This is a genomic window from Chryseobacterium vietnamense (assembly GCF_031454475.1).
Classification (GTDB): Bacteria; Bacteroidota; Bacteroidia; order Flavobacteriales; family Weeksellaceae; genus Chryseobacterium; species Chryseobacterium vietnamense.
Window position 1 is genome coordinate 617,724 of record NZ_JAVDQX010000001.1, and the last position, 18,387, is coordinate 636,110.

Sequence of the window (18,387 nt, forward strand, 5' to 3'; positions counted from 1 at the left end):
TAAGATAAATGTAATAAACCCTTTCGCTCAATTGTCATATACATATTGGAAAATATGATATGAAAAACTGGTCTTTTAAAAAATGGAACACCGTATTGGGATGGTTTCTTTTCGCTATTGCGCTTATTACTTATCTTTCAACAATAGAACATTCCTTAAGCTTTTGGGATTGTGGAGAATATATCTCTTCAGCCGTGAAGCTGGAGGTAACTCATGCCCCGGGAGCCGCTTTATTCCAGATTATGGGAGCTGTGGCAAGTATTTTTGCGTTGGGAAATGCTGAAAATTATTCTATTGTAATCAATGCCATGTCAGCATTATTCAGTGCTTTTACTATTTTGTTTCTATTCTGGACAATTACCCATTTTTTACGAAGACTTTTACATAAAGATGTTGAACAAATTACAAAACATCAGGAAATATCGGTGCTGTTTGCAGGAGTGATTGGTGCTTTATGTTTTACTTTTTCAGATACTTTCTGGTTTTCAGCAGTAGAAGGAGAGGTCTATGCAATGGCTTCTATGTTTATAGCGTTGCTGGTATGGCTCATTACCAAATGGGAAAATGAATATAAATCAGCTGACAATGAGAGATGGATCATCCTTATTTTCTTCATCATTGGGCTTTCCGTGGGAGTGCATATGATGTGTATGCTGGCTATTCCGGCCATATGTCTGATTTATTATGCAAGAAATTATACTTTTTCGTGGAAGGGTTTTATAGTGGCGAATTTGATTACGCTTGGAATTCTGGCCTTCGTATTCAAGATTATTTTCCCTTTGATTATGACAATGTTCGGAAAGCTTGAAATTTTCTTTGTGAACGGGCTGGGACTTCCTTTCCATTCAGGAACAATTGTGGCATTTGTTGTTATGGCTGTAATAAGCTATCTCCTTATTAAGTATGCTGGAAAAACCCAAAAGAAGATATACCAGACTGCAGTTTTATCCCTTGTTTATATGATTATTGGATTCTCATGCTGGCTCGTAATTCCCATCAGAGCTAATGCTAATCCTCCAATGAACCTTAATGATCCCGATACAGCCATTGGAATGAGAGATTACTATAACAGAGCATAATACGGTGACTGGCCTACCATGTACGGACAGAATTACACCGCATTTCTTGATAAAAACGGAATGGAAAAAGATGAAGACGGAAGTTACAAAAGAGACATCACCGGAGATATTTACGAAAAAGATGAAAAAACCGGAACTTACAGAAAAACCGGAGAAAGATTCAATTATGTTTTTAATAAGTCTCACATCAGTTTTATGCCAAGAATGTTCAATGAAGATAAAGAGGTGATGGCTAACTATATTTCTTTGTACGGAGCTCCAGATTTTACTTTCAATTACGATAACGAAGACGTTGCAGACAATCCGGAAGCACAAAGGATTTTCGAAGAACTGAGAGCAAAATATGAAGGCGATTCTATCACGGCAGAAGATTATCTGAAAGTGAAACCTTATGATTTGATCAAGGTGCAGCGCCCGTCTTTTGCTCAGAATATGGATTATTTTATATCATTTCAGAACGGATATTACTTTGTAAGGTATCTGATGTGGAATTTTGTAGGAAGACAGAACGATCTTGAGGGACATATGGAAAATACCAATGGGAACTGGATCTCAGGATTTTCTTTTATTGACAATGCTTTGCTGGGCGACCAGGATCGTATGCCAGCCCAATTTAAAAATGAAAGTACCGTCAGATTTTTCTTTTTACCATTGATTCTGGGGTTGATTGGTTTCTTTTTCCAGCTGAACAGAGACTTCGGAAGATTTTATGCGATGCTTTCGCTGTTTGTTCTGACAAGTATAGGAATTGTTTTCTACACCGGAGTAAAACCGTTTGAAGTAAGGGAAAGAGATTATGCTATGGTAGGCTCATTCTATGCCTTTGCCATCTGGATAGGTCTGGGAGCAGGAGCAATACTTTGGCTTGCTCAGTCTAAGATTAAATCCAATGCGGTCAATATAATGCTGGGAGTTGTATTGCTGGGAATTCCTTTTATGATGGGATTCCAGAATTATACTTCCCATGACAGAAGCAAGAAGACAGCAGCCCGCGATTATGCCTGGTCATTTTTACGATCGCTGCCTAAAGATGATATTATTTTTATTTATGGCGATAATGATACTTTTCCGGTCTGGGCCATTCAGGAAACAGAAAGATTCAGGGATGATGTGAAAACGGTCAACTTTACCCTTTTAGCCACTCCATGGAATATTGATCAGATGAAAAGAAGAACTTACAATGCCATGGGAATTCCGGGTGAATTAACGCATGAAGAATATAGAGATGGCGTTAATGATCAGGTCTATCTGATGAAAAAAGATGATTGGGAAGGACTTTTCCAGATGCTGAAAGAACAGGGAGCTCCGGATACTGCTTTCCAGGAATTCAGAAAATACCTGACTGAGGATTCAATGACCCTGAAGGATGCCATGAAATTCCTGAAATTACAATCATCCGAAAAAGATGAATTGCTGAAGATGTATTTTGGAGAAAAGCAATATGAAAAATACAACATTCTTCCGGTGAGCAAATTTATCCTTCCAGTCAACAAAGAAAATGCAGTGAAATCGGGAATTATTACCCAGGAAGATCTTCCAAAAGCAGTAGACAGGATTATGATCAACTATGAAGCCAATACTCTTTACAAAAGCAATCTGATGATGCTGGATATGCTGGCCAATTTCGAGTGGAAACGGCCTGTCAATTTCTCGTCAGGAGGAATGTATGACAGCGAAAATATCTTTTATCTGGATGAATATCTTCAGTTTGATGGCTTCAGCTACAGGCTGGTTCCTATTCATACTCCTCAGAGTCCGGATGGAGATAAAGGAAGGGTGGATCCCAATTCTCTTTACCAGGTGGTGAAAAATTTCAGATGGGGAAATTTTAAAGATCTGAGTATTCATTATGATGAAACGGCTACTTCCAATATTTTGGGCTATAGAACGTCAGTAAGCAGGGCCGTATCAGCACTTGTAGTAAGCGGGCAGAAAGCTAAAGCGCTGGAGTTACTGGATCTTGCCGCAAAAGAAATCCCTGTTGAGAAATACAATGACCCGCGTTCATTAAGTGCTATGGTGAACGGATATATTGTTGCAGGAAAGGAACAGAAAGGACTTCAGTTGGCAGAAAAGCTCAAAAAAGGAATATTTGAAGAATATGATTATTATCAAAATCTTTCTCCTTCATTTAAGTCAGCAGCCAAAAGACAAATGAGATCAAAACCGATGGAGTATGCGCTTGTTGTTGCAGCTGTTACAGATGCTTATAAAACTTTGGGTCAGAATGAAAAAGCCCATGCTTACCTTTTAAAATCAATAGATCCTGTAGATAAGAAATTCAGTGTTTTTATAAAGGGACTTCAACAGATGGGCAAAGAAAAAGCGGGTAAGGCAGCTGAAAACGTACGCCAGATCGCTCCTTTTTATCAATATTTATTCAATGTCATGGAGCCGTTTGATTCTGCATATTCAAGGAAAAAAGAAATTGAAATTAGAGATGCGATGATCAGTGTAACACAATAAATAATAATGAGAAAGCCTTTAAATTTAATGTTTAAAGGCTTTTTAATATACTGCAGGTTTATTTCCAGAATTCATCTTCATAATCGTCCTGTTCTTTGTTATGAATTTCTTGCAGTCCGGATCCTATTTTCTCAAGAGCAGAAGTATCCAGTTTTTCCTCCAGATGGGGAAACCAATCACGTTCTTCAAAACGGATATGCTGCTCCAGAAGGTCTGCAAAATCTGAGATAAGATCTGTATTTTCTGAGGAACTCATTGCTGAAATAATATCCTCAATTTCTCTATGTTCTTTCTGTATACGAATTGTATATTCATCTTCAAGATAAAGAAACAGAATTTCTTCTTCTTCTCTGAAATGCTGCTTCAGATGCTGTTTCCAGAAATACAGGATATAATTTCTGATCCGGGAAACTTCAGTTTCTTTTTTCAGTCCCTGTCTTACTTTCCAGCTGCAGAGAAGCCCGAAATGATGATCTTTGGAAAGGGGGACAATATTTTCATTACGTTTCATGAATTTTTATTTAAAATAATCAAACCCCACAAGTTAACTCATGAGGCTTGAATAAAGAATGCTAACGTTTTTCTTTCAACGACCAACCCAATTTAAGTCCGATGATGAAAATTACCAGAAGCAGCTCACCTGCAGCCAGTAAAATATCTCCCGGAACACGCATCCATCTCAGGAAGTGCATAATGTCTGTCTGCATGAATTCTGCAGAACGTGCATACCAGTAACCTTCTTTTATAGAGGCTACAGACTGCATAATACCGATTGGAAGAAGACTTATCGTTACCATGACCAGCAGTCCGATATTAATCATCCAGAAAGCCCAGCCAATTAATTTGTCGTTCCATTGTCTGTCGGGATAAAGTCCTCTCAGAACAAACATCATTAATCCTATCCCCAGAATTCCATATACACCGAACAAGGCAGCATGACCGTGTACAGCGGTGGTATTTAATCCCTGAATATAGTATAATGCAATAGGAGGATTGATGGCAAATCCAAAGATTCCCGCTCCCAGAAAATTCCAGAAACACATGGCTATGAAACAGTAGATCGGCCATTTGTAGGCCTGAATCCATTTCGTTGATTTACTCAACTGATAATTTTGATACGCCTCATACCCAATCAATACAAGCGGTACAATTTCCAGGGCGCTGAAAGTGGCTCCCAATGCCAATACAGCAGTAGGCGTTGCACTGAAGTACAGATGATGGAAGGTTCCAAGGATACCTCCGGCAAGGAAAATAATGGTAGAAAACAATACCGCATTGGTGGCATGTTTTAATCTCAATAATCCTAATCTTGTAAATAAAAATGCAGCGACTACGGTTGCGAATACTTCAAAGAAACCTTCTACCCAAAGATGAACTACCCACCATCTCCAGTATTCTGCAATAGCCATATGGGTTTGTCTGCCATACATTAATCCTGCTCCATAAAATAATGCAATAGCTACGGCTGAAAGGGTAAACAGTGTCAATAAATGACGGTCATCATCTTTACGTCTTAATGCCGGAAGAAGGGCTCTAACCATTAAAACCAGCCATAGAATAAGGCCAGCCAGCAGCAAGATCTGCCAGACTCTTCCCAGTTCTACATATTCATACCCCTGATGTCCCCAAAGGAAATTGTCTACCAGCCCAAGCTTTTGCATAACACCAAGCCACTGCCCGGTTAAAGATCCGGATACAACAATCAGTAAGGCTCCGAATAATATATTCACTCCCAGTTTCTGATACTTTGGTTCATGTCCCGAAACTGCGGGAGCAATATACAGTCCTGTGGCGAGCCATGAGGTAGCAATCCAGAATATCGCGAGCTGTACATGCCAGCTTCTGGAAACCGACTGCGGTAAAAACTGATCCAGAGGAATGCCATAAAACCCGCTTCCCTCTACACCATAGTGAGCGGTAACAACTCCTGCAAGCATTTGAACAAGGATAAGTAAAGCAACCACCCAGATGTATTTTAATGTAGCTTTCATGGAAGGAGTAGGCTTCATATTTCGCAGCGGATCTTCCAGCGGAAGTGTTTCACTGATTTCCTCTTCCTTATTTCTTGCATGATAAAATACCAGGAGACCCACACATCCCAACAGGAGCAATACACTGAACCCGGACCATAAATGCAGTGAGGGCGGAGGAACGTTTCCTACCAGTTCATCATGCGGCCAGTTATTGGTATAGGTCACATCATCTCCTGGTCTTTCCGTGATACATACCCATGTGCTCCATGCGAAGAAGGCATTCATCTTAGCCATTCTATCAGTATCTTTGATGGTATTTTTCGGGATGGCGTACTGATCACGGAGTTGAGCCATGGAAGTATCATTCATGAATAATTTTGAATAATACTGTGAAAGCTGTTTCTGTACTTCTGCCCGTTCAGGAGAGAATACAATTTCATTTTTACTTTCATTAAAGGTATTGGTACGAAGTTCCTTTTTAAGCAATACCTGATATTTAGCCTGTTCATCATCCGGAAGTTCTTTGTAAACTTTATGATCCTTTTTCGCCAGCTCATCAAGCAGCAGAACAGATTCTCTGTGAAGGTAATCTGCCGTCCAGTCCGGAGCAATATAAGCACCATGTCCCCAGATACTTCCTACCGTTTGTCCTCCAATAGACTGCCACACGTTCTGCCCGTCTTTGATATCCTGTTTGGTAGCGATCACAGTTCCGTCTGTGCTTACTACTTTCTCAGGAATCGGGGGGATTTTTCTGTAAATTTCAGTTCCATAGAAAATAAGAACAGCAAACGAAGCAACCATTACTACAGCAAGCCATATCCAAAGTTTTTTAGGTGTCATTCTGTATTAGTTTTTAAGATTCAACAGCAAATTCTTTCTCCAGTCGGATTGCTTTTGGGAAAAGGATATTATTTTCAAGATGAATATGTTGATGTAAATCATTTTCAAAATCCTGAAGCATGGCAAAAGCTACTTTATAGGTGTTGCAGGCATCTGCAGGTGGCAGATATTCATCCGTAATTTCAGCGATTCTTCTGAAGCGGTCACCTTCCACCGTGTGCTCATGTTTCATCATATTCACAGGGTTTTCAACGGTCCCGAAAGCAGGCTGGGGCAGAGCTTCACCGGATATTCTTGCCTTGATCATATTTCTTACAAATGGAAACAGAATCAATTCTTCCTTTTTCATGTGAGCGGCCAGATCTTGTGCAGATTCATTGAAGATGGTATTGATTTCGAATAATTCAGGATGTCTGTCTCCGTGAACTTTGCATAATTTATCAAGAAAAGCTTGTAAAATGGGAGTTTTTTCTTCTACATAACGATGGTGGGTCTTCTCAATATAATCAGCCAGGAGGTCGAGAGGCCAGCTGTTGAAGTCAATTGAAGAACCTTCATTTTTTGGCAGGGCTTCCAGTTCTTCATAAATTTTTTCCGGAGCCAGTTTTTTATTGCTGCAGGCTTCTTCAATTGTTCTTCCGCCTTTACAGCAGAAATCAATGCCATGTCTTTTAAAAATTGCGGCCGTTCTGAAATCTTCAGCAACCATATTTCCTATAAAGTCTGTTCTTGTATTCATAATATAATACTTTTTTGTCTTTTATTATTTTAAATTTTTTTACCTATTTCTTAAGGGACAGGATATATTTTACCATCAGTTTGGCATTATCTTTACTTAATCCTGCATGAGGTGTCATAGGAATTTCTCCCCAGTTGCCTTTACCGCCGTCAATAATTTTCTGTGCAAGCATATCAACATCTGCTTCTTTGTATTTTGCTGCCACTTCCTGATAGGCGGGGCCAACAAGTTTTGAATCAATTTTATGACATGATAAACAGTCTGTTCCTTCTACAAGGGATTTTCCTTCTGTGATTTCTGCATCAGCTCCCGAAAGAGGAGCGGCTGCCGGGGCTGCTTCCTGAGGTTTAGGCTCTTCCAGCATTACATTGGTTTCTGATGCCTGAGGAATGGGATCTGTATCTTTTTTATCTGAACATGAAGTTACAGCAAGTGAAAACAGCGCAGCTGTTACAAGTAATTTTTTCATAATCTTATCCATTTAAAGTTGTATTTGTTTTTTTATTTCGTGTACAATAGCTTCGTAACTGCTATCTAAACCTTCTTTTTGAAAAGCCAGAGTTCCCTTTTTTGAATACACTGTAATGATATTGGAGTGGGAGAATTCTATAGGAGAGATCTGTTTATATTTTACAGCCATTATATTGGCCAGTTCCCGGGTATCTTCTTCACTACCACGGATGAAAGTCCATTCTTTTTCATCAAACCTGTTCATATACAGGTATCTCTTCATGACTTCTGGAGTATCATTTTCCGGATCAATGGAGATTAATACATATTGAATATCCTTTGGATCTACTTTTCCTACTTTCCGGGAAATGGTTCTCATTTCCGCGGTCATTTTCGGACAGGCTGTTTTGCAGGAAGTGAAAATCATTGCGGTTACCAGTACTTTTCCTTTCAGATCTGAGAATTTAATGTTTTTACCATCCTGTTTTTCCCAGTTTGTCTGTACATTATAGATAGAATCAGGGCTTACTTCTTCATTTTTCTTACCGCACGATATCATGATCAGGGCCAGTACTATCAGGGTTATATTTTTCATAAAGGTCAATTTTTGTTTTTAGCACATCTGAATCCGAGATTATTAAGGCAGTAATTTGCTTTTATACTTCCTCTTAATGCGTACCGGATAAAGGCAGCGTAGTTTCTTAAATCAGAAGAAGTTACTGCTGCTCCGGCACAGAAAAGGTTGTCATTCACCGTATTGTCTTTCCTGGATTCTCCACTCATCATTACTGAATTAAAGTCATAAGTCCATTCCCAAACCATTCCGTACATATTGTAGATTCCATAATAATTGGGTGGTTCCTGTTTTATAGGTTGTTTGTTTTTATCCTTTTTTTGGTAGGCTTTCAGAATATAATCGGTAAAAGCAGGGTCTTCAGAGGCATTTGTCGTTTTTTGATCAGCTAATGCAGCATATTCCCATTCATCAATATCGGGGAGCCTTTTTCCAGTATTTTTTGCATAGGCTTCAGCTGCAAACCATGAAATATTAGTGACTGGAGCATCCGGACTTATTCCTTCCGGAATTTCATAATCGCTTTTCCAGTGTTTCAGATAATTGCTGTCTGCATAAAGTCTTACTACTTTGCTTCTTGTCCATTGAGGATTTGCTTTAAGAAACTCAAGATATTCCCTGTTTGTAACAGGGCTGTCATCCAGATAGAAAGTCTGTACTTTTACAATCCTTCCTGAATCTTTTCCTACGAATGCTTTATAGGTTCCACCTTGTATTTTTATCATTTTTTTCTGGCTGACAATCAGGTTTAATTGCTTTTGTGCATAGGTTTTACCCTCAGGATTTTTCATCTTTTCAGAACAGGATATCATTCCTGAACAAATAAACCAACATAAAATAATTGCAACAGTTCTCATTGTTTCTTTTTTGAAATCCAATGAATCTCAATTCATTACTGACTTTTTTTATACACTGCCGGATTTTCCGGTCCGGTTACCTTAATCTTACCTAAAGCTCCCTTGTTGAATGCCCTGAAGATGGCATGATCTACAATCACATATTCTCCGGGAACTGTTGCTTTAAATTCTACTATTGATGCTCCTCCGGGAGGGATAACGGTAGTCTGTACATTGTCGTTTATTTTACTGCCTCCTTCTATATACACTTTGTCAAAAATTTCCCCGATAATATGGAATGAGGAGGTCAGGTTCGGGCCGCCGTTTCCCACAAAAAACCTTACTGTTTCCCCTGTTTTTACCTGGAGTTCTTTATCGCCTAAAAGGGAGGCTGTATTGCCGTTGAAGACTACATATTCGGGATGCTCAGCAATCGCTTTATCCATATCAAATTCCTGCAGTCCTTTATCCCCGAATTTTCCTTTGGTATAAAAATCTCCCTGCATGATGTAGAATTCTTTGTCTACTTTTGGAAGACCACCTTCAGGTTCTATAAGAATGAGTCCATACATACCGTTGGCAATGTGCATTCCTACCGGTGCCGTAGCACAATGATAAACATACAGTCCGGGATTTAATGCTTTAAAATTAAAAACAGCTTCTTTGCCGGGAGCTACAAATGTTGCTTCAGCTCCGCCACCAGGTCCATTCACGGCATGAAGGTCTATATTGTGTGGGAAGGTATTGTTTTCGTGGTTTTTAAGGTGAAGTTCGATGTCATCTCCAACTCTTGCGCGGATAAAACTTCCCGGAACTGTTCCGTTGAAAGTCCAGAAATTATATTCTGTTCCATCTGCGAGTTCACCTGTTTTTTCTATTGTTTCCAGTTTTACAATAATTTTTTTAGCCGCGCGGTTTCCTACAGGTGCCGGAACCAAGGGTGGAGCTGGCATTTTTAATTCTTCACTTGTTCCATCTGTTTTGATGTTTTCGGTATTGGTGATATCGGAGGTATCTCCTGAAGAACTCTGTTTACAGGCGCTGAGAGTTATTACCGTCAATAAAGCTGCGGTAAATAATAGGGTCTTTTTCATAATGCGAGTATTAATGATTTGAATCTTTTTGCCGGATAAATACCATCAGAATTTATTCAGCATTTGCTTTTTGTCTGGTAAATTGCAATGCTATAATGATACACAGAAAGAGCGCTTTAACAGATTCTGCATAGATAAAATAGTTATGCATTTCTGAAGACGGAACTGGCTTTCCTGCGGATAGCAACTGAGCCCGTGTGTCAAGAACAGGGAGCAACCAGAAGTTTTCCAGCAGCAAAATAATCAATACAAGGAGAACCATCATAAAATCTGTTTTTGTATAACTTTTCCGGCTGATGAACATTACTCCAGTGATCAGAATAAGAAAAATGAACTGTATTTTGGTGGATATTCCAAACATCATCATTCCCAGCTCAAGCGCTACAGGAAGAGTCATTCCGGTGACCTGAAACTTCATAGGTGTTTCCAGAAAACTGATGGTGATAAAAATACCAGTCATCAGACAAAGCATCATCAGCACAAGAGGATTTTTTACATGCAGTTTCATTATTTTATTATTAGGATATAAATACCTTTTTATCTTTTATTGAATTGATTTTAAAAAATCAATAATGAGAAAGGTCTTTTACATTGTTGTGATTAATACTTACAATAGGTATGCAATTACATCAATTCTGAATTGCAGATAACCAACAGAATGTATTGGTTTTGAGTACTTAATTCTTTTTTTCAGTACAAATATAGAATCTATTTTTATGAAAAAAGAGTATTTTGACTTTATTTATTCTGACTTTTATCACCTTATTTTTTCACTTTCAAAAATTATTCTTTTCTTGCAATAATAGTGACTGCGCACATATTTTTTTCATGCTTTCTGAATATTTTTTTCATTTGAAAAACTCTCTTTCTGATAGAGGGATTGAATAATATATTTTTAGCTATTTGAATGGCTCCGGTGACCCCTTCGTCATCTATAATCCTATCAGGTTCTAAGAGATGCATGGGGGCAGTTTCAACTTTCAAAATAGTAAATCCTTGCTTTTCTAATAAGCCTGTCCATTCGGAAACAGTGAGCGGGCGGGCATTGACTTTAATGGCTAATGCCAACTCTTTCTGAATATCCAGCTTAACATTACTGTCCAGATGATCCGGTCTTAAAGCCAGCTCATGAATGGCATAATATCCCTGCGGTTTCAAAATTCTGTAAGCTTCCTGAATAATTTCTGCTTTTCTGTGATCTGCATGCATGCTCAGTAGGGCTTCTCCATACACTTTACTGACTGATTGCCCAGGCAAAAAACTCTGTGCTGCATTTCCCAGTTGAAACAGGGCAGAAGTATGGTTAAATTTTTTGTTCAGATGATCTACAGCATTTTGTTCAGCATCAATCCCTGTATAAGAGTGAGGATTTTTTTCGAGCGTAAGATGTGCTGTAAAACCGAGACCAGGCGCAAATTCCACTACATCATCAGCAGGTGTTATGTCCAGCATCGACAACATCTTTTGAGTCAGGAAAACACCGCCAGGACGTAAAACTTTTTTACCAATTCTGGCTAATAACCAGTGTCCGGACATTTTTTCAATATTTTCTGTATGCATTACTTTATGATTAAATTAATATATAAATACCTTTTTATCTTTTATTGTTTTAAATTTTTTTTTTACACCTTTAAATGGGTCAGTTTTAAGTCCAGGTTATCTACAAATGCTTGTATTTTTGAAGTTTCAAGCATAATACGAAGATCCTGTCTGATGCTTTTAAACTGGTCATGAAGAGGGCATGGATGCGTTTCCGAGCATTGTTCAAGTCCAAGTCCGCAACCGGAGAAAAGCTTATCACCGTCAATTTCTTTAACAATATCAGCAATGGAAGTGTTCAGATTTTTCTGATCCATATAAAAACCTCCGTTCGGTCCCTTAACAGACTGCACAAAACCTTTTCTGCTTAAGTCCTGTAAAATTTTGGCAATAAAATGTTCCGGCGAATGAATGCTTTTTGAAATATCCTTAATCCCGACCCTGCTGTCATTTTTAGACTGCTGGGCAATATAGATTAAAGCTCTTAAGGCATATTCACAGGTTTTTGAAAACATTGTACTGAGTTTTATGTGACAAAGATAGAAAGATATTTTTAATAAAAGATAAATAAGTCTTTTATTTTTTCTAAATCTGATGAAGATCATCCAGAAGGGTTAGCCTATCATATTTTGGGTAGCTTTATTACTTTTTCTAAGATCTGATGGTCTTGATTGGGTAAATTCATGAAAGGTATCACTGAAGGCACTGATAGAGCTATAGCCCACATCATCGGCAATTTCATTGATCGGTTTGTCTGTATTCAAAAGTAATTCAATGGCTTTGATAATTCTTAATGTTTTTAAATACTGAAGGAAAGAAATATCCATATCAGCTTTGAAAAGACGGGATAGAGAACGCTCACTCAAACCAAATCTGCTGCTGACATTAGACAGTGTAAGTTTCTCACTGATATTCCATTCCAGATATGATACAATCCGCATCATCTGTTTATTATGGGTTGCCGGAAGAATAATAGGTAAGGGCTGTTGATGGGTTTTTGGAAGGATTTTTTTTAGAGCAACTAAAAATTCGAAATTTTCATCCTGAGCAGTAACATGTTTTTCATCCCAGATTTCAGAATATTTAATCATCTGGATCAGAAGTTCTGAGGCAGGATAGATCCCCAGTCTGCCATAGAAAGGATCTGAAGCATCATCATGAGCATAAAAATAGAGAGAGCGCAGAACCGTTGCTGTATGTCCGATCTCTAAAATATGTTCCATTCCCTGCGGAATCCAGAAGAAGTGCCTTGCCGGAACCACATAAGTTCTGTTATCAATCGTAATATAGGCGATACCACCTTCCACATAACTCAGCTGTCCTTTCGTGTGTTTGTGAAAAGGAATCAGTTTTTCGGATTTTTCGTGCATGACAAATACACTTTTGTCATCTTTATCAATATCAGGAAGTGCAGCAATGAGTCCCATACAAAAGTTTAGAATACCAATGAAAATACAAATATAATCATTTGGCCGGAATCATGTAAAAGTTGACTATTTTAGATAAATAAAATTTCCGGATTGCCAATAAATTTGCAGTGCAATAATTCAAAAATTCAAATGAAAATTTATGTCGCCGGATTGCTGATGCTTGGAATTTCCTCCACGATATCAGCCCAGCCCGGCAATCCAGTAAAGGATACCATACGACTCTCCCTAAAAGACGCATGGCAAAAAGCGGAAGAAAACAGCCGTCATATCAGAATCAATACCATCAATGTAGACATTGCCGAAGCCGAAGTAAAAGACGCCAGAAGAGAACGTCTCCCGGAAATTGAAGTTAAAGGTTCTGCAGAAAAAGCTTCCAACATTCCTATCTATGAAAACGGAATTTTTTCCAAACCCACCCAGCATGAAGTCATCCATACGCTTTACAGAGCCGGAGCGGATTTTTACCTGAATATTTATAACGGAAACAAACTGAACCTTAAGATTAAGGAAAATCAGACGCTTCAGAAAATTAAGGATATTCAGAAAGAACAATCTGTTTCAGATATTCATTACAAAACGGCAGCGCTTTATCTTGAATTACAGAAAACATTAATCTTCAGAGATCTTATCAAACAGGATATCACTGATCAGAAAACACAGCTGAAAGAAATACAGACCCTTTATAAAAACGGAGTGGTTTTAAAAAGTGATGTTTTAAGGATTGAGCTAGAGCTTTCAAAACGAAAAATGGCTCTGGTGACCATAGAAAATGATATCCTTATCGCGATGCAGAAGCTGAATATTATTCTTGGAATTCCGGATGAGCAGACTGTTATTCCTGAAGCACCTTTTAATCAGTGGAATGAGAATACAACATATAATGACTATCTCAAACTGGCTTTAGAACATTCTTTTGATTACCATGTTTCTGAACAGCAGACAGAACTGAGTATGATCAAACTGAAACAGGTAAAAGCTAATGTAAGGCCTAAAATTGGGATGTACGGTGAATTTTATTATGCCAATCCACAGATTTTCCTTTATCCCTACAATCCTTATTGGTATTCATTGGGAATCGTTGGGATTAAAGCTTCATTTTCCATCTCCTCCCTTTACCACAATACCCATAAAGTAAAGGCAGCCCGGCTGGAGTTTGAGAAAGAAGAGGAAGTTCACAAGGATACGGAGGATAAAGTAAGACAACAGGTAAAAGAAGCTTATCTGCGATATCAGGAAGCTTTGGAACAGATCAAAGTTGCAGAAGCTAATGTCGCTCAGGCAAAAGAAAATGCACGTATTATCAGGAATACGTACTTCAGCCAGACTTCACTTATTACAGAACTGCTGGATGCAGATATACAGCTGCTTCAGACAAAATTTGAGCTGGAAGCCGCCAAAATCATGGCACAGAACAATTATTATTTACTACAAAACATTACAGGCGTTTTATAATACAATGAAAAAAAAATATACTCCCACCGATAGAATGATCACGAAGATCACAGGATGGATTTCAGTTGTCATCGTTGCCGCACTTTCTGTCTGGGGCGGTTTTACCTTGAAAAATTACTATGCTTATGAACAGACCAACGATGCACAGGTGCAGGAATATGTGAATCCTATTATTTCAAGAGCCGGAGGATTTATTGTAGCGGTAAAGTTTGAGGAAAATCAGGAAGTAAAAAAAGGGGATACTCTTTTGATTATTGATAACCGTGAATATATCCTTCAGGAAAAGCAGACTCAGGCAGCTCTTCAGAAAGCCCGTGCCCAGCTGAAAGTGCTGGAAAGTACTACAGGTACAACAGAGAAGGAAGCAGCAGCAGCAATGGCCCAGGTAGATGCCAGTAAAGCAAAAGTCTGGAAACAGCAGCTTGATTATAACCGGTATAAAAAGCTCTATGATGAAGAATCTGCGACTAAACAGCGTCTTGAAGATGTGAAAGCAACATTGGCTGTCAATGAAAGTGACTACAAGTCTTCACAGGATACTTACGCCGCTTCGGTATCTAAAATTAATGATATCCGTGCAGAAAAAACAGTGGTTCTGGCAGAAATTGCCAGACTGGAGGCATTGCTGGACCGTCACCAACTGGATGTCAGCTATACAGCAGTCACAGCGGCCTATGACGGAAGAATGGGACGAAGAACTGTAGAAGTAGGGCAGATGATTGATGCAGGGGAAACGCTGGCATTTATTGTCAATAATGAAACGGATAAATGGGTAGTAGCCAATTACAAAGAAACTCAGATCCGAGATATGCACATTGGAGACCACGTGAAAATTGTAGCAGATTCCTATCCGGACAAAGAATTCCAGGGAACAATTATTTCCCTTTCTCCTGCCACAGGATCAAGCTTTTCATTGCTTCCTCCTGATAATTCCACCGGGAATTATGTCAAAATTGTACAGCGTATTCCTGTAAGAATCAGAGTCGATGGACAAAGAAGAGAAATCGATGTTCTGAAGGTAGGAATGAATGTGAATGTATACGCTGATAAAAAGCATTCCAATGGTTAAAAGACAGATGCCTTATTTTAAAAAATGGGCTCCGGAATGGCTTGTTAAAATCATTCTTTTCTCAATGACGCTGCCGGGAATTATTATATTTTTTCTTCCGCTGGCCAATGTGAATGCTGCTGCCGGATATTACGGAAGCGAGCCTGCGGATATTCAGTTTTCTGTAGCATTGTTTTACGCAGGTTATGTAGGATTTTATAGTCTGGAAAGAAGGTTTTTCAGTTTTCTGGCTGCAAAGGAATATTTTCTTCTGTTTACCACTTTACAGATTCTTGCCTGCCTGATATGTTATTCTACCCGTGAAATTTATATTTTATTTCCTATCCGTTTTATACAGGGAATGTTGTTTGCCGGGAATGTAAACCTTTCGCTTACTCTTATTTTTACGAGACTGAACAGCGAGAGAGGGAGAGAAATCAGTTTTTCAGTTTTCTTCGGGATTCTGATCTGTGCTTTACCATTCAATAATCTGATTACCGCAGATCTTATTGATTCCTACAACTTTAATATTGTTTATAAAACTGCGATTTTCTCATACCTTCCGGGACTTATTTTCCTGACTCTTGCAATGAGCAACTACAGAACCCATGCAAGATTTCATCTCTATAAACTCGACTGGCAAAGCTTTGGATTATTCAGCGCTATGTTGGTCCTTATCGGATATATAACCATTTTTGGTCAGGAATACTATTGGCTTGAGGATAACAGGATTCTGGGAAGTATCATCGGGATTGTTGGATTGGCAGGAATATCAATATTCCGGCAGCAGGCGATCAAAAGACCTTATGTCGATTTGCGTGTTTTCAAATACAGAAATTTTAAAGTAGGTCTGCTGATCCTTTTTGTGATGTATATCTGTCGGTTTGCATCAGGGATTGTCAATAATTACTTTGCTGCAGAGCTGCATCTGGATCCGTTTCATATTTCTTATATTAATATTTTCAATCTTGCAGGGTTGGTTGCGGGAGTCATTATTGCCTGTTGCATGGTGTTGCAGAAGAAAAATATACGGTATATCTGGGGACCGGGGTTTTTAATGCTGCTTATTTTCCATGGGTTAATGTATTATTCTTTTGATGTTCAGGCTGATGAATTTAATTATTACATTCCGTTATTTATTCAGGGCTTGGGAGTGGGATTGATTATGGTTCCGACGATTATTTATATTATTTCTTCTGTTCCTGCTGTAATTGGTCCGTCAGCGGCTGCCATAGCACTGGCGATACGTTACCTCGGATTTTGTATCAGTATTGCCCTGATCAATTTTTTTGAACTGTTTGAAAAAAGCCGCCATTATAATGCTTTTCAGGATCATTTAAGTGCTGTAGATCCGGAAGTCAAACATTTTCTTCATCAGCAGACGGCTAAACTGATTTCCAGAGGAATGTCTGAAGATAAGGCGGTAAAAGCAGCCAATAAATTGTTGATAGGAAGAATAAATGTGCAGGATCATGTGCGTTTTGCTATGGATTATTATGAAATGATGGTGTGGCTTCTTGCTGCCTCATTGCTGTTGATTTTTCTTTTCCCATATCTCAACCGAACTGCCCTTTATCTGAAATCCCGAAGATTATCACCTGCATAATTGTAATAATAGAAAAAGTATAGCTTATTAGCTAATTTTATAGTAGAGTGCTGAGACTGTCTGATGAGGCAGTCTCTTTTGTTATTGCAGGAAAAATATTTTGGCCGGAACTGTATGTTTTTTGTCATTGCAGACAAGCCGCTTTCTCTCTACATTTGCACTCATACAGAACGAGATATGAAGAAAGAAGTACAGGATACCGGGAAGAAAAACATAGTGCTTTTGGCACTGCCACAGGTACAGCTGCTTGATATTGCCGGACCGTGGGATGTTTTTACATCTGCAAACCGCTTTTTGAATAACGAAAGACAGGATTCCGGTTATCATGTTTATCTGGTATCCGGCACATCAGAGAAAATAATCTATTCCGGTTCGGGAATGCCGCTATCGTGCAGTCATACCATTTATGATATTGATTTTTCTGTAGACACTTTACTGGTGGCTGGTACCACTTTGAGTGTGCTGGATGAAATTAGTCCCGATGTTTATCATTATCTTCAAAATATAGCACCACAAGTAAGGCGGATGGGGTCAGTATGTGTAGGCGCATTTGTTCTTGCCAAAGCAGGTTTGCTGGATGGGCGACAGGTAACTACCCATTGGAAATTTGCTGATGAACTGCAGAAATCTTACCCAAAGCTGGAGGTTAATGTTAATCCATTTTTCATTTGTGACAAACCTATCTATACTTCAGGAGGTGTTTCTTCAGGTATGGATCTGGCATTGGCAATGTTGGAAGAGGATTTTGGTAAAGCTTTGGCAGCAGAAGTCGCCTGTCATCTTGTTCTGCATCTAAAAAGACCCGGAATGCAGTCTCAGTTTGGAAACGCATTGCCGGAATATGAAAACATGTCTCCTTTTACAAAACAGGTTCGGGATCTGTTGAAAGACAAGCTGGGGGAGACTGTAACAGTAGAATATATTGCTGAATCTCTGAACATGAGTGCCCGCAACTTTTCGCGGGTATTTGTAAAAGAATCAGGAATAACTCCTGGCAGGTTCATTGAAAAGATGAGGTTGGATCAGGCCAGAAATATGCTTGAATATACCAATATGAGTATAGAAATAGTGGCTGATAAATGCGGCTTTGGCAGTGTTCTTTCGCTGCGCCGTCTGTTTCTTAAGAATATTTCCCTTACTCCGGCGCAATACCGGAAAACATTTAAACGTACAGAATAATCATTTTTTCTTTCTTTTTTACTATAAAAACTGATGATCATCAATTATCAGTAAGGAAGAACTATGCCCTTATGAGCAT

Annotated in this window: 14 protein-coding genes and 2 pseudogenes; 5 read left to right on the top strand and 11 right to left on the bottom strand. The window is 38.8% G+C overall.

Going from position 1 to position 18,387, the window contains the following annotated elements:
• Positions 1–59: 59 nt before the first annotated feature.
• A pseudogene (locus tag J2786_RS02745) lies at positions 60–3,545 on the top strand (glycosyltransferase family 117 protein).
• 58 nt (positions 3,546–3,603) lie between these two features.
• Here the strand turns inward: J2786_RS02745 and J2786_RS02750 are convergent.
• From J2786_RS02750 to J2786_RS02800, 11 genes and pseudogenes are all read right to left on the bottom strand, one after another.
• Positions 3,604–4,056 carry a hemerythrin domain-containing protein gene (locus J2786_RS02750; protein ID WP_047431712.1) on the bottom strand — a complete coding sequence of 151 codons (453 nt, stop codon included), beginning with the start codon at positions 4,054–4,056 and terminating at the stop codon, positions 3,604–3,606.
• A 61-nt stretch (positions 4,057–4,117) separates the two neighbouring features.
• Complete coding sequence (locus J2786_RS02755) at positions 4,118–6,361, bottom strand: nitric-oxide reductase large subunit (protein WP_047431709.1); 2,244 nt, start codon at positions 6,359–6,361, stop codon at positions 4,118–4,120.
• Between the two features lie 13 nt (positions 6,362–6,374).
• Positions 6,375–7,100, bottom strand: a complete 726-nt coding sequence (ric, locus tag J2786_RS02760; RefSeq protein ID WP_047431706.1) for an iron-sulfur cluster repair di-iron protein — start codon at positions 7,098–7,100, stop codon at positions 6,375–6,377.
• 43 nt (positions 7,101–7,143) lie between these two features.
• Complete coding sequence (locus tag J2786_RS02765) at positions 7,144–7,569, bottom strand: c-type cytochrome (protein ID WP_047433323.1); 426 nt, start codon at positions 7,567–7,569, stop codon at positions 7,144–7,146.
• A 12-nt stretch (positions 7,570–7,581) separates the two neighbouring features.
• The gene (locus J2786_RS02770) at positions 7,582–8,145 is read right to left on the bottom strand and encodes an SCO family protein (protein ID WP_047431704.1); all 564 of its coding nucleotides are present in this window, start codon (positions 8,143–8,145) and stop codon (positions 7,582–7,584) included.
• Between the two features lie 5 nt (positions 8,146–8,150).
• On the bottom strand, positions 8,151–8,915 hold the full coding sequence (locus J2786_RS02775) for a formylglycine-generating enzyme family protein (protein WP_310023886.1): 765 nt from the start codon (positions 8,913–8,915) through the stop codon (positions 8,151–8,153).
• Positions 8,916–9,031: 116 nt separating this feature from the next.
• A pseudogene (gene nirK / locus J2786_RS02780) lies at positions 9,032–10,054 on the bottom strand (copper-containing nitrite reductase); the annotation flags it as partial.
• A 52-nt stretch (positions 10,055–10,106) separates the two neighbouring features.
• Positions 10,107–10,562, bottom strand: coding sequence for a hypothetical protein (locus J2786_RS02785; RefSeq protein ID WP_047431690.1), 456 nt, complete (start codon positions 10,560–10,562; stop codon positions 10,107–10,109).
• 275 nt (positions 10,563–10,837) lie between these two features.
• On the bottom strand, positions 10,838–11,614 hold the full coding sequence (locus J2786_RS02790; RefSeq protein ID WP_310023891.1) for a class I SAM-dependent methyltransferase: 777 nt from the start codon (positions 11,612–11,614) through the stop codon (positions 10,838–10,840).
• A gap of 62 nt (positions 11,615–11,676) precedes the next feature.
• On the bottom strand, positions 11,677–12,108 hold the full coding sequence (locus J2786_RS02795; RefSeq protein WP_047431685.1) for an RrF2 family transcriptional regulator: 432 nt from the start codon (positions 12,106–12,108) through the stop codon (positions 11,677–11,679).
• A 99-nt stretch (positions 12,109–12,207) separates the two neighbouring features.
• The gene (locus J2786_RS02800; RefSeq protein WP_047431682.1) at positions 12,208–13,020 is read right to left on the bottom strand and encodes an AraC family transcriptional regulator; all 813 of its coding nucleotides are present in this window, start codon (positions 13,018–13,020) and stop codon (positions 12,208–12,210) included.
• Between the two features lie 132 nt (positions 13,021–13,152).
• Here J2786_RS02800 and J2786_RS02805 point away from each other — a divergent pair, with 132 nt between their 5' ends.
• The 4 genes from J2786_RS02805 (at position 13,153) to J2786_RS02820 (ending at position 18,308) form a co-directional block, all read left to right on the top strand.
• A complete protein-coding gene (locus tag J2786_RS02805) occupies positions 13,153–14,475 on the top strand; it encodes a TolC family protein (RefSeq protein ID WP_047431680.1) in 1,323 nt (440 codons plus the stop codon).
• A 4-nt stretch (positions 14,476–14,479) separates the two neighbouring features.
• On the top strand, positions 14,480–15,544 hold the full coding sequence (locus J2786_RS02810) for an HlyD family secretion protein (RefSeq protein WP_047431678.1): 1,065 nt from the start codon (positions 14,480–14,482) through the stop codon (positions 15,542–15,544).
• Complete coding sequence (locus J2786_RS02815) at positions 15,537–17,129, top strand: efflux MFS transporter permease (protein ID WP_047433322.1); 1,593 nt, start codon at positions 15,537–15,539, stop codon at positions 17,127–17,129. The genes J2786_RS02810 and J2786_RS02815 overlap by 8 nt, the downstream gene beginning before the upstream one ends.
• Before the next feature lie 177 nt (positions 17,130–17,306).
• Positions 17,307–18,308 carry a GlxA family transcriptional regulator gene (locus J2786_RS02820; protein WP_047431676.1) on the top strand — a complete coding sequence of 334 codons (1,002 nt, stop codon included), beginning with the start codon at positions 17,307–17,309 and terminating at the stop codon, positions 18,306–18,308.
• Positions 18,309–18,387 lie beyond the last annotated feature (79 nt).